The 13,408-nt window shown below is 40.9% G+C and carries 11 protein-coding genes; 9 read left to right on the top strand and 2 right to left on the bottom strand.

The window, feature by feature from the left end:
* Window positions 1-4 precede the first annotated feature (4 nt).
* Genes JET18_RS09360 through JET18_RS09350 form a run of 3 tightly spaced genes read left to right on the top strand, consistent with a single transcriptional unit; the run spans window position 5 to window position 5,034 of the window.
* Complete coding sequence (locus tag JET18_RS09360) at window positions 5-1,393, top strand: AMP-binding protein (protein WP_202090338.1); 1,389 nt, start codon at window positions 5-7, stop codon at window positions 1,391-1,393.
* Entirely contained in the window at window positions 1,380-3,848 is a 2,469-nt protein-coding gene (locus JET18_RS09355; RefSeq protein WP_202090337.1) for a TonB-dependent receptor, read from the top strand. The genes JET18_RS09360 and JET18_RS09355 overlap by 14 nt, the downstream gene beginning before the upstream one ends.
* Before the next feature lies 1 nt (window position 3,849).
* Window positions 3,850-5,034, top strand: coding sequence for a PepSY-associated TM helix domain-containing protein (locus JET18_RS09350; protein ID WP_202090336.1), 1,185 nt, complete (start codon window positions 3,850-3,852; stop codon window positions 5,032-5,034).
* Between the two features lie 613 nt (window positions 5,035-5,647).
* Here JET18_RS09350 and JET18_RS09345 read toward each other — a convergent pair.
* Window positions 5,648-7,135: an aminotransferase-like domain-containing protein gene (locus tag JET18_RS09345; protein ID WP_202090335.1), complete on the bottom strand. Its 1,488-nt coding sequence runs from the start codon at window positions 7,133-7,135 to the stop codon at window positions 5,648-5,650.
* A gap of 214 nt (window positions 7,136-7,349) precedes the next feature.
* On the opposite strand from JET18_RS09345, the gene JET18_RS09340 reads away from it, so the two are divergent.
* The 5 genes from JET18_RS09340 to bioA all read left to right on the top strand — a co-directional run bounded on the left by JET18_RS09340 (window position 7,350) and on the right by bioA (window position 12,189).
* On the top strand, window positions 7,350-7,973 hold the full coding sequence (locus JET18_RS09340) for a hypothetical protein (protein ID WP_202090334.1): 624 nt from the start codon (window positions 7,350-7,352) through the stop codon (window positions 7,971-7,973).
* On the top strand, window positions 7,966-9,066 hold the full coding sequence (locus JET18_RS09335) for an aminotransferase class I/II-fold pyridoxal phosphate-dependent enzyme (RefSeq protein ID WP_202090333.1): 1,101 nt from the start codon (window positions 7,966-7,968) through the stop codon (window positions 9,064-9,066). The genes JET18_RS09340 and JET18_RS09335 overlap by 8 nt, the downstream gene beginning before the upstream one ends.
* A 49-nt stretch (window positions 9,067-9,115) precedes the next feature.
* Window positions 9,116-9,730, top strand: a complete 615-nt coding sequence (gene bioD / locus JET18_RS09330) for a dethiobiotin synthase (protein ID WP_202090332.1) — start codon at window positions 9,116-9,118, stop codon at window positions 9,728-9,730.
* Between the two features lie 2 nt (window positions 9,731-9,732).
* Complete coding sequence (bioB, locus tag JET18_RS09325; RefSeq protein ID WP_048507779.1) at window positions 9,733-10,719, top strand: biotin synthase BioB; 987 nt, start codon at window positions 9,733-9,735, stop codon at window positions 10,717-10,719.
* A 180-nt stretch (window positions 10,720-10,899) separates the two neighbouring features.
* A complete protein-coding gene (gene bioA / locus JET18_RS09320) occupies window positions 10,900-12,189 on the top strand; it encodes an adenosylmethionine--8-amino-7-oxononanoate transaminase (protein ID WP_202090331.1) in 1,290 nt (429 codons plus the stop codon).
* Here bioA and JET18_RS09315 read toward each other — a convergent pair.
* Window positions 12,179-12,496, bottom strand: a complete 318-nt coding sequence (locus JET18_RS09315) for a winged helix-turn-helix transcriptional regulator (protein WP_202090330.1) — start codon at window positions 12,494-12,496, stop codon at window positions 12,179-12,181. The two genes, bioA and JET18_RS09315, sit on opposite strands and share 11 nt — an antisense overlap.
* Window positions 12,497-12,587: 91 nt before the next feature.
* Here JET18_RS09315 and JET18_RS09310 point away from each other — a divergent pair, with 91 nt between their 5' ends.
* Window positions 12,588-13,352 carry an MBL fold metallo-hydrolase gene (locus tag JET18_RS09310; protein ID WP_202090329.1) on the top strand — a complete coding sequence of 255 codons (765 nt, stop codon included), beginning with the start codon at window positions 12,588-12,590 and terminating at the stop codon, window positions 13,350-13,352.
* Window positions 13,353-13,408 lie beyond the last annotated feature (56 nt).

The raw sequence follows: 13,408 nt of genomic DNA, 5'->3' as shown, positions 1-13,408 counted from the left end.
GTATATGAAAATTTTAGAAAATGTAATTGCCAACAAGAACCTCTTGTTTACAGATGCTTCCAGCGGTGCCACCACGCCCGTTGGAACGCTGTACCGGTCTTTAGGCCTCAATCCTGTAGAGAAAGGATTGATCTTTTTGTACAATGACAACCAGCTGCCGAGTATTGAGGTTCTCCTCAATTTTTACGGAACAGCTCATGCCATTGCTGTTTTGGGACAGAAGCTGCACCCGGAGTTTAAAGAACGTCTGGAAGCAGAATACCGTCCGAAATATATCTTTGACCCCTCCAGAGATGAGGTTCAGGGATATGAACTGAAAGAATTCTCGGAAACGGTGAAGATCTTTGCTAAAAAAGATTATAAGCCCGAGGTCGTTATTCACCCCGAAATCAAGATCCTGCTGAGTACTTCCGGGACCACCGGAGTTCCGAAACTGGTGAAGCTTTCAGATGAAAACCTTTATCAGAATGCGGTAAGCATCCTTCAGTACATGCCGATTCAGGAAACCGATGTAGTTCCGCTTAACGTACCGATTAATTTCGTGTACGGTTTTTCTATTTTTACCACCAACTGTATGCGGGCGGGAAGAATAGTATGCACGGACAAAGACATCATGCAGAAAGCCTTCTGGGACGAAATGGAAGAGTACGGATACAGCACGCTTGGCGGAGTTCCGTATCTGTACGAAAACCTGAACAGAATAGGATTTTTCAGAAAAGACAGCACCAGCCTGAGATACATGACCCATACGGGAGGCGTAATTAATGCTGAGTTGAGGAAAACCATATTCAATTACTGTCATGAATTTGAAAAACAGTTCTTTGCCCAGTACGGACAGACCGAAGCAGGCGGAAGAATGGCATATCTTACCACAGACGGACTCCTTGAAGAAGAAACGTCGATTGGTACTCCGGTACACGGAGGAAGCTTCCAAATCGATCCTGAGACGGATGAACTGCTGTTCTTACATTCAAGCATCAGCGGAGGCTATGCCAACAAGCTTGAAGATCTTTCTACCTACGAACAGCCAAGACTTCTTCATACAGGAGACACGGGCAGAAGAGGTCAGAACGGATTGTACTACATCACAGGGAGAATCAAGAGGATTATGAAGCTTTTCGGGATCCGTCTCAACCTGGATGAGGTAGAATTTATTCTTAAAAATGAGCTGGAAGGAAATACAGTGGTATGTCTGAACGGCAATGACAAAAAGATCATTGTTCTGTATGACAACAAAGAAATAGATCCCCAGATCATTAAAGAAACCATTAAGAATAAGCTGCGCATCAATCCGCAGTACGTAAGCACCGAACACATAGAATCATTTCCATTATCACAAAACGGCAAAATCAACTATCCACTGCTACAAAACTTACAGCATGAAAAAATTTAAAACCCCTATATTACTTTTATTACTTGTCAGTCTTCCACATTTTGTTTCTGCACAGCAGAATGAACGTGTTAACGGAAAGATCATGCTGTCTGAAAAAGTGCCCGTGAAGAATGCGCTTTTAAGGTTGGTGAATACGCCGTATCAGGCAAAAACCAACAATGCAGGAGAATATTACTTTGATAATGTGCCGCCAGGAGAATATACGCTTCAGGTGGTTCTGAATGATATTGAATTGATGCGTGAGCAGATCCGCATTGAAAAAGATGTCTTTGAAATTCCGGCGATCTATACTTCTTCAGTAGAAAACAACGTTATTGAGGGAATTACAGTATATGCCTTCAGCAGAAACAAATTTCTGGATAAAGACAGTACTTCCGTTGCTAAAATGCCGTTGAGAAACATAGAAAATCCACAGTTCTACACAAGCATTAACCAGCAGATCCTTAAAGAACAGCTTATTTATGACATGTCCGATGCCTTGAAAAATGCTCCGGGTGTTGTAAAAATGCAGGGAAGTGCCGGTAGAGCGGGAGACGGAAGTTTTTATTATAATTTAAGAGGTTTTCCTACCAGAGTTTCTATGGTAGATGGTGTTCCTGCCACAACCAACTCAGAAATTGATCCTGCGGATATTGAACGTATCGATGTGATCAAAGGACCTTCCGGAACTCTGTACGGAGGTACGGTAAATTCCTTTGGAGGATTGATCAATGTGACCACCAAAAAACCTAAAGATTACTTCGGTGGGGAAGCTTCCTATCTTTTGGGAAGTTATAATCTGAACCGTGTGGCAGCTGATGTATACGGCCCGATCACGAATTCAAGAAAAACATTGTTCCGTTTGAATGCTGCGTATCAGTATCAGAACGGTTTCAGGGATTCTGAGTTCAGAAAATCAATGTTTGTGGCCCCTACATTCAGCTATCAGGTGGATGAAAGGCTGAAGTTCAGTCTTGGTGCGCAGATTTATACGTATGAAGGAACGAACACCCCGATTATCTTCCTTACCAGAACAAGACCGTTTGAGGCTCATACTCCGCAAGAGCTGGGGTTTGACTGGAAAAAATCTTATTCTAATAATGATATGAGTTTAAAGGCACCTTCCATCAATGTAAAAGCTGAGGTGAATTACAAAATTTCGGATCAGTGGAGTTCACAGACTTTAATTTCAAGAAACTACAGGAAAACGGAAGGCTTGTACCAATATCAATTCATAAGATCTCCAAAAAGTGATAATATTTTAGAGCGTAATGTGCAATGGCAGAACGGTGAAGGTGCGTCTACCAGTATTCAGCAGAACTTTAATGGAGAATTTAAGATAGGAAACATCAAAAATAAACTGCTTGTTGGCTTAGATTATTTAAACCAGTCTTTGAATAATAACCTTTCTCCAATTGTTGCATTTGACAGGATTGATGGCAGAAATCTTTCAGCGCCAATAGGAGGGGAAGTGACAGGGACATATGGTTCTATATCCAAAGATCTGGCACTTAAAAGAATACAAGAGGCTACTGAAACAGCAATCAAAGCAAATAAATATCCTTTGGTAAGAAATACATCATCAAGCAATATGTATGGAGCTTATATTTCCGATGCGGTGTACATTACAGACCGTTTGGTTGCTTTGCTAAGTTTACGTTTTGACCATTATGAGAGTAAGGGGCAGCTTGATCTGAACACCAATATCAATACAGGAACATTCAATCAGAATGCACTGTCTCCAAAATTTGGTTTATCTTATCAGATCATCAAAGAGCATTTGTCAGCGTATGCCAATTATATGAATGGCTTCAGTAATGTAGTTCCTGTTGCGCAGCCGCTTGCAGATTACAGTGGAGATTTCAAGCCGCAGAGATCCAATCAGTGGGAAGCAGGATTCAAAGGAAATCTTTGGAGAAACAGGGTGAATTTCACCATAGGATATTATGATATTCTGGTTGATAATATGTTAAGAGCAGATGTTGTGGAACGAGACGGAACAAAGTATAATGTAACAATACAGGACGGAGAACAGAGAAGTAAAGGAATCGAGATTGAAACCACCATGAACCCGATCCAGGGTCTGAACATTATGGCTGGATATTCTTATAACGATAGTAAGTTTGTAAGAGCTGCCGCTAATGTAGAAGGCCGTCGTCCGTCTTCTTCAGGTCCTGCGAATGTATTCAATTCATGGGTGAGTTACATACTGCCGATCAAAGGACTTTCTGGTCTTGGAGTAGGTTTTGGTGTGAACCGTGTGGGGGAGCAGATTACGGTAGATAACGTGACTACCGGGCAATTTATATTCCCGGCATATACTTTAGTTAATGCTTCCTTATCTCTTGAAAAAGAACGTTACAGATTAGGATTTAAAATGAATAATTTAGGAAATGTGCAGTATTTTGCCGGGCAGGGTGTTATAGTTGCCCAGATGCCTCGTAACTTTGTTGCGGAGGTTACTCTTAAATTTTAATATGAATTCTATACTAAGGAAGACAGCATATCAATTACATCTATGGCTCGGACTAACGTCCGGGCTTATAGTTGTAATAATGGCCGTTACAGGATGTATTCTCGCTTTTGAAAAGGAACTGAAACATGCCATACACCCGGAAAAATATTTCGTTAAAACCATCAAAAAAGAAAAGCTCCCGTTTTCTGTTCTTAAATTAAAAGCAGAGCAGGCATTACCGGACAGCCTGAAAGTGAGCAGGGTAGAAATATCCTCCGATCCTTCACGAAGCTATGCTTTCCGTTCCCTGAAAATGAACGATGAAGCTTTGACCTATTGGGGAACCTATATCCATTATTACAGGGTTTATGTGGATCCTTACACCGGAAAAGTTCTTGAAGTGGAAAACGCTAAAAATGATTTTTTTGAGATCGTTATGGACCTTCACCGCAGGCTTTTACTGGGTGAAAAAATCGGGAAAACCATTACAGGATATTCTACGCTGATATTGATGATTATGCTGTTCTCAGGACTGGTGATCTGGTTTCCACGAAAAATGAACAAGAATGCATTGAAAGGAATGTTTTTCATCAAAACATCGGCAAAATGGAAAAGGATCAATTACGACATGCACAATGTCTTAGGGTTTTATGCCGTTATTCCTTTACTTCTTATTGCGTATGCCGCATTGGTCTGGAATTTTGAAGGTTTCGATAAATGGGTCAAAAAAACGCTGAACGGAAAAGCAAAAACCGAACAGAAAGCCAAGAGCACAATCCCTACCGAAGAATCCTCAAAACCCGGAAATATTCTGGATATCGTGGGAAACAGAGTAGAAAAAAGTCTGGCTGATAAAAAATCTGCCCTGATCACCTTTCCGAAAACAGAGGAAGGAACCTATTATGCTGAAGTTACCTACGGCAATAAGCAATACCAGAATGAACAGTTCAATTTTGATCAGTATTCAGGGGAAATTTTAAAACATCAGTTTTATAATGACAAGAAAATCGGAAACGGAACCGCATTAAGAGCAAGAAATTATGATCTTCATATGGGAAGCATCTTTGGACTGACAGGCAGAATCCTGTATCTTTTTGCAGCCATGATTGCAGCCTCACTTCCCATCACCGGATTCATTATTTATCTGAACAGAAAAAAGAAGAAACCAAAGAAAAAGAAGGTCAAAGTAAAGCCTTTATCAAATTAAAAAACAAAAATTCAGATAAGTGTAACGTAACAGTTGCACTTTTTTTATACCAAATATCTCTACATACAAGAACATAAACATTCGTGGAAATCTGTACAATTTGTGGTAAATTTTAGATCAGTTATTTACATTTACAAAATCTTTTCTCCCACAGATCCCGCTGATCTCACAGATTTAAATTGTATCGACATCAGTGGGATCCGTGTAATCTGCGGGAAACTATTTTTATAATATGTTGGAAAAATACAAAGATTTTTATCTGCAATAAAACGGCTGTCATTGCGGGGAGTAGAGCGACGAAGCAATCTCAGAAGTCTGTTGGTAAGCGCAAAGACGCAATATTTTTTTCCAATTCGAATGCTTTAGGACGCAAGGATTTTATCTCCGATAAAATTGTATACCGCTTAATTTATTTCGAATAATTAGCTGAAAATCTCTGATTTTCTTGCGCCTTAAAGCAGCATTAAAAGTAAAAAAGCTTTGCGCCATTGCGATAAACCAACAAATCATTTTACTTTTAATTCAAACCTTATAGGTTTTAAAAACCTATAAGGTTAAGTCATACTCAAAAATCTGCTCCATCTGCAAAATCTGCGAGAGATAACATCCACATTTAAAGCAGCCTCCTGGCATTTTCCGCAAAAATTCCAACACTCCTCTCCATTTCCTCCCCATTGAGATTTCCAAACCCCAACCTCATTGCCGTAAGATCTTTTGTCTGGTAAAGCAGTGTTTTAGGGATAAAAAGATTATCTCCCGCACAGTTCCGGCTCAGCTGCATCAGATTGATCGGAACATTCCATTCCAGCCAGAAAGCAAGACCTCCGGATGGTTTCTGAAACTGTATCAGCTCTTCTAAATGCTCTTCCAGAAGTTCAGCAAAATAATCCCGTCTTTCCTGATACACCTTTAACGATTTTTTCAGATAACGGTGGATTTCACCTTCCTCAATCATTTCACCCAAAGCTCTTTCCATTAAAATATCGCCCTGACGGTCTATAATTCCGAGGTATTTCCTCATCTCAGCCATCAGATTTTCAGGAGCCACAATAAAACCTGTCCTGAATCCCGGAGCCAGAGATTTTCCGAAAGAACCTATGTAAATCACCATTCCGTTGGTATCTGCACTGGCCAGAGGGAGAATCGGGCTTTTGTCATAATGAAATTCATAGTCGTAATCATCTTCAAGGATTACAAAACCGTACTCATGGGCAAGATCCAGCAGTTCGAGCCTTCGCTGGGCACTCAGAGCAACGGTGGTAGGATAGTGGTGATGCGGGGTAAGGTAGAGCATCCTGATCTTTCGTTTTTTGCAGATTTCCCGGACATGTTCCACGATAATTCCTTCTTCATCAATAGGCATTGACAGGATATTCACTCCTTTTTTCTGAAAAATCATATTAACGGAAAAATAACTCAGAGCTCCTACCAATACGGTATCTCCTTCAGAAAGCAGAATTTCGGAAACAATATAAATACTCATTTCCGTGCTTCGGGTAATGAGAAGGTTATTCTTTGAAATAGGCAGTCCACGGGACAGATTAAGGTATCTTGAAAGATGTTCTTTAAAAAATTCACTGCCGTCATGATTGTAGTGGCCCAGCATTTTCTGATTGGATTTCCGCTTAAGAATAGAGCTGTAAAACCTTGAATGCTGGCCGATCTGAGTCAGTCTGATATCCGGAACCCCATCATTAAAAACATATTCACAGTCCGAATGTTCAAAGGGGTTATCTAAAATATTTGAGCTTTTAAATGAAAATCCTGTTACCTGAGGATAATTCTGAAGGCTGTTTTTTTCAAAATTTTTCACCTGTACGGGTTTCTCCTGATGTTCTCCGATAATGAAAGTTCCTTTGTTCGGTAGGCTCTCTACCCAGCCCTGTGAAGATAATTCATCATACACGGCAACCGCTGTATTCCGGTGGATATCCAGAATTTCACTGAAAGCTCTGGTTCCGGGAAGTTTCGTACCATAAGGCAGAAAACCTCTCTGAATAGCATTGATCAATTGATTGGCGATCTGCATATAGATCGATGTCTCTGAATTTCTATCAATTTCTATAAAACTTTTATAAGGAATCTTAACCGGACTATCCATAATATTAAAACTGGCACCTTTTAATGGTCCGGCAATATACTACTTTTGGTGTGAATAAAATTAAAAGTTGCGGGTTGCGGGTTTCGAGATACGCGTTATTTGATTCGGAGATTGAAGTTTAGTCTTCTTTAACATTAACTCGAAATTAATATTATCCCATATCCCGAAACTCGAATCACGAATCACGCAACCCGAACCAAAAATTGATAAACCTATGGAATTTCAACAACTACTTGAAAGAATCGTACAGGACAACGGAACCCACGCCAAATGGCTGAATACCCTTTCGTTTATGGAAAATGCCGGAGCCAGAAAAATTTCCAAGTGCGAGCATCCGGTTTCCGTTACGCTTATACAGCTGAAACATGCTGCTGAAGAGCACCGTCACGCTTATTATCTTAAAAAACAGATCGGGAAAATAGATCCGGAATTATGCAGGACGTATGAAGCAGATGAACTTCTGGCTCCGGTTGCAACCAGACAATACCTTCATTCTTTAGATGTCAAGGCGTGCAGATATCTTCAGACAGCGTTTCATTTAAATAAGGAAGAGCTAAAATATGCAGCCTACCTTTTTGTGACCTATGCGATTGAAGTTAGGGCAGATGAGTTGTATCCCGTCTATCAGGATATTCTGACTAAGGAATCTTCACGAATTATGGTGAAATCTATTATTCTGGAAGAAGAAGGCCATCTTGAAGAAATGATCAGCCAGCTCAATGAATTTTCTGAGGAATGGAAACAGCATGCTGAAAATATTCTGGTCATAGAAAAAGAACTGCACGATCAGTGGATCAATGCTATCGCAGAGGAAGTTTCACAGTTGGATTATGCTTAAAAAATTTCAGGACGCTCTTGACCGGAGAAATGAAACCGGAATACTGAGAACTTTAAAGCCTCAATTAAGTGGCATTGATTTCTATTCCAATGATTATCTGGGGCTGGCGAAAAATAAAGAATTTCAACTGCAATTGCTGAGCTGCGTTCAGGAGAACCCAGCATTGCTATCGGGAAGTTCCGGCTCAAGGCTGATCAGCGGAAACAGCAGGACAGTAACGGATGTGGAGGCTTTTATTGCTAAGGAGCATCAATATCCTGAGGCACTGCTTTTCTATTCCGGCTACAATGCGAACCTGGCGCTATTTTCTACATTGCCGGATCGTCATGATACCATTATCGTTGATGAACAGATTCACCGTTCGGTTCACGATGCCTGCAGAATGTCCCATGCAAAAAAAGTAAAATTCAGGCATAATGATCCTGAAGATCTGGAAAATATCCTGAAAAAACAGACTGGAACATGTTACATAGCTATAGAAAGTCTTTATTCGATGGATGGGGATCTTGCTCCTCTTCAGGAAATTGCATCTTTAGCCAGAAAGTACAATGCAGCCCTGATTGTAGATGAAGCTCATGCTTTCGGCGTTTTCGGATATGGTTTGATTGAGAAATATCAGTTGCAGAATGATGTTTTTGCCGCTGTAGTGACTTATGGAAAAGCTTTAGGAGCTCACGGAGCTGCTATTCTTTGTAATGAAACCATAAAATCCTACTTAGTGAATTTTGCCTCACCGTTTATTTATACCACATCTGCCCAGGACTTCCTGTGGCTGAGTATAAAAACGGGCTATGAATTTATAAAACAAAGACCTGAATTACCGGAAAAACTCCATCAGAATATAAAAATCTTCAAAAATCAGAATATAGAAACACCTTCATCAGAAATAAGCCCGATACAAGCCGTAATAATCCCCGATAATCATCAGCTGAAAGCTTTACAGTCGGCATTATCTGCCAGAGAATTTTTAACCTATGCAGTCTACAGTCCAACGGTTAAAGCCGGAACCGAACGACTCAGAATATGTCTTCACAGCTTCAATACTGAAAAAGAAATAACAGAACTCGCAGCAATCATTAAAGCATTCCTTTAAAAAACCAATTTAAAAACCTGAATCACGCATCCCGAAACCTGTAACTCACATGACCAAACTATTCATCACCGGCATAGGCACCGAAGTAGGAAAAACAATCTGCTCAGCTGTTTTAGTGGAGTATTTTAAAGCAGATTACTGGAAACCCGTACAGTCCGGAGATTTAGATAACTCCGACAGCCATAAAATAGAATCATGGACAGAAAACACGATCTGCCATCCCGAAACCTACCGTTTTAAGCTCGCTGCTTCACCACATCAGTCGGCAGGAGAAGAGAATATTGAAATAGAAATTGAAAATTTTAAACTTCCCAAAACAGATAACAGTCTTGTTGCAGAAGGAGCAGGAGGGCTTATGGTACCTCTTTCTGACGATGTTTTTATGATCGATCTGATTGAAAAACTGGCACTTCCCGTTGGATTGGTGGTTAGGAATTATTTAGGGTGCATCAATCATACCTTACTCTCTATCATGGCATTACATCAAAAGAAAATAAAACTGGAATTTCTCATCCTGAACGGGACTTTTCCTCCGGATACGGAAAGAGTGATCACCGGATTTATAAAAAAAGAAACCAGGATCATCCGCATTCCTGAAATAGATCAGCCTGCAAAAGACAGCATCAAAGCTGCCGCAGAACAATTAACAAAAACAAATTTATGATAATGGACAAAAAAACAACCATCAGAAACAACTGGACGAAAGAAGAAATTGAAGAAATTTACCACCAGCCTCTTCTTGAACTGATTTATAAGGCTTCAACGGTTCACCGCGAATGGCATGATCCATCAGAAGTACAGATTTCCACTTTATTATCCATCAAAACGGGAGGATGTCCTGAAGACTGCTCATACTGCGGTCAGGCAGCCCGTTATCACACCAATATTAAAGTTCAGGCATTACTTCCTACAGAAACCGTTATTGCTCATGCCCAGAAAGCCAAAGACAGCGGTTCATCCCGTTTCTGTATGGCGGCTGCATGGCGTGAAGTAAGAAACAACCGTGATTTCGACAGGGTAATCGATATGGTAAAAGGAGTGAATGAACTGGGACTGGAAGTTTGCTGTACGCTGGGAATGCTTACCGAAGAACAGGCCATCCGTCTTCAGGAAGCAGGTTTATATGCTTACAACCATAATCTGGATACCTCTGAACAGTATTATGAAGAAATTATTTCAACCAGAACATTCGACAACAGGATTAACACCATCAATAATGTCAGAAAAGCCGGAATAACAGTTTGTTCCGGAGGAATTATCGGCCTTGGAGAAACACACAGAGACAGAATTTCAATGCTTTTAACACTGGCCACTATGCCTAAACATCCGGAATCCGTTCCTATTAACGCTTTGGCAAGGGTAGCAGGAACACCGCTTGAAGATAACGAGAAAGTGGATACCTGGGAAATGGTAAGAATGATCGCTACCGCCAGAATTGTGATGCCTTCATCAATGGTAAGACTGAGCGCAGGACGTATCGAAATGAATGAAACAGAACAGGCCTGGTGCTTTATGGCCGGAGCCAATTCTATTTTCACAGGCGAAAGAGAAACCTTACTGGTAACACCTAATCCGGGCGTTTCCGAAGACATGCAGATGCTGGAAAAACTGGGCCTGAAACCGATGAAGATGAAAGAGAGTACTTGTTGCTAGTTTCTGGTTTGGGGTGCGAGTTTCGAGTTTTTGGGTTTCGTGGTTCGGGTATGATGCCGTTACGGAACTTTCTAATTTCTAAAATGATGGAGAGTCATGTTGCTGGTTTTTGGGATAATACCCGTTACAGGGCTTCTAATCTCTAACTTCTAACCTCTAATTTCTAATTTCTTATTACAAATGAATACATTAACACAATCCCGCCTTGCAGAAAGAGACAAAGCCGTCAACTGGCATCCATACACCCAGATGAAAACAGCAGGAGATCCTGTTCCCATTGTAAAAGGAAAAGGAGTTTATCTGTATGATGATGAAGGGAAAAAATATATTGATGCTGTTTCATCCTGGTGGGTGACGCTGCATGGGCATGCACACCCTTACATAGCGGAACGGGTTACTCAACAGCTGAATACATTGGAGCAGGTTATTTTTGCGGGTTTTACTCATGAGCCGGCTGTTCAGTTGTCGGAAAAATTATTAAAACTGCTTCCTGAGAATCAGAAAAAGGTTTTTTATTCGGATAATGGGTCTACAGCAGTGGAAGCAGCTTTGAAAATGTGTATCCAGTATGCCTATAACCGAGGGAAGGAAAAGACAAAGATACTGGCTTTCAAAGAGGCTTATCATGGAGATACGTTCGGGGCTATGTCTGTGAGCGGAAGAAGTGTATGGACAAAACCTTTCGGAAGTATGCTTTTCGAAGTGGTTTTTATCGATACGCCCAATGCTGAGAATCTGGAACGTCTGAAAGCTCAGGTTAAAGATTTAGCAGAGGAAACAGCCTGTTTTATCTATGAGCCATTGGTTCAGGGCGCCGCAGGAATGCTGATGTATAAGGCCGAACATCTTGATGAACTGATGAAATTCTGTAGAAGTCAGGAAATTCTGATGATTCAGGATGAAGTATTTACAGGTTTCGGAAGAACGGGAAAACTGTTTGCAGCCGATCACCTTACCGAAGTACCGGACATCATGTGCTTTTCAAAGGGACTGACAGGCGGCACCATGCCTATGGGAATTACCACCTGTTCGCAGGAAATTTTCAATGCTTTTCTGTCTGATGATAAATATAAAACGTTGTTTCACGGACATTCTTTTACAGCAAATCCTCTGGCGTGCACTGCGGCATTGGCGAGTATGGAACTTTTATTACAGGAAGAAACTTTAGCCTCAATTGACCGCATCAGCAGACAGCATGCAGATTTTTCAAAAATTCTGGCACAGCATCCGAATGTTCAGCATATCCGTCAGACCGGGACAATTCTCGCTTTTGAATATAAAACCGAACAGAATACCTCTTACTTTAACGGGACCGGAAAGATCCTGTATGACGAATTTCTGCAGCGGGGAATCATCATGCGTCCGCTCGGAAATATCATGTATCTGGTTCCGCCGTATTGCATTACGTCAGAGGAACTGGAATTTATTTACCGGAATATTCTGGAGGTTCTGGATCTGTTCAGGGAGTAAGCTCATTGCCCCATTGATGCAGCTGATCGAGAATAGGACCTAATTCACGGGCCTTATCCGTAAGCTTATAATAAACTTCCGGAGGAAAATTGTAAACTTCAATCCGTTGAACCATATGATTTTCCTCCAGCTGTTTAAGCTGCTCCGAAAGGACTTTCTTTGAAACCCTGGGCATATTGCGCCACAATTCTATAAAACGCACCTGATCCTGCTCAAAAAGATTCTGAAAGATAAGGGGTTTCCATTTTCCGGAAAGAATATCCAGGCTTCGCCTGAGCCCGCAGTTTTTAAATTCTTCAAAATTCATCCGTTACAAAATATTTATGGTGAACCTTTTGGTAACCGTCTATTATTTAGCCTTGATTCTACAATAGCTTTGTAAAACAAAATTAAGCAAAATGAAAATGGAATTATGGCGCAATGCCACATTAGTACTTCAGATGGGAGGAAAGAATATTTTAATTGATCCCATGCTTGGGGAAAAAGGCGCTCTCGGCCCGTTTCCAATGACCGATAATGAACTTTTGAATCCATTGGTTGATCTTCCGTTCACTGAAGAAGAATTAAAGGAGAAACTGTCCACAATTGATGCTGTGGCAGTCACCCATCTTCATCCCGATCACTGGGATCGTAAAGCCATTGAACTTCTGGATAAAAGCATTCCGTTAATCTGTCCGGAAAGCATCGCGGAACAGATTATACAGGCAGGGTTCAACAATATTATTTCTATTAAAGATGCTGTAACCTGGGAAAATATCCACATTTCTATAACGGAAGGCCGCCACGGAACCGGAGAAATAGGAGATAAGATGGGACTGGTTAACGGATTGGTCTTTAAAACAGAAGAAAAAACCATATACATCGTTGGCGACAGCATCTGGTATGAAGGGATTGCTGCGGAAATTGACAGGCATCATCCACAGCACATCATTGTTGCAGGAGGTGCCGCAACCTTTGTAGTGGGAGATCCCATCATTATGACCAGTGAGGATATTATCCAATTGTGCAGATACGCTCCGAAAGCTTCCGTTTTGGTTACACATCTTGAGGCAGTGAGCCACTGTAAGGAAGACCGCGCATTTATTCAGGAGAAAATCAATGAAAATAATCTGCAGGACCAATGTTTTATTTTAAAGGATGAGGAAATGTATTCTTTTGATTAACTGAAAAGGGAAGTGGTTTCTGCCCGAAGCCACTAATGGCGCATTTTTTGGATGCT

This window comes from Chryseobacterium endalhagicum (genome assembly GCF_016745235.1).
Taxonomy (GTDB): domain Bacteria; phylum Bacteroidota; class Bacteroidia; order Flavobacteriales; family Weeksellaceae; genus Chryseobacterium; species Chryseobacterium endalhagicum.
Note: the sequence above shows the minus strand (reverse complement) of the source record. Positions and strands in the feature narration are given on the sequence as shown.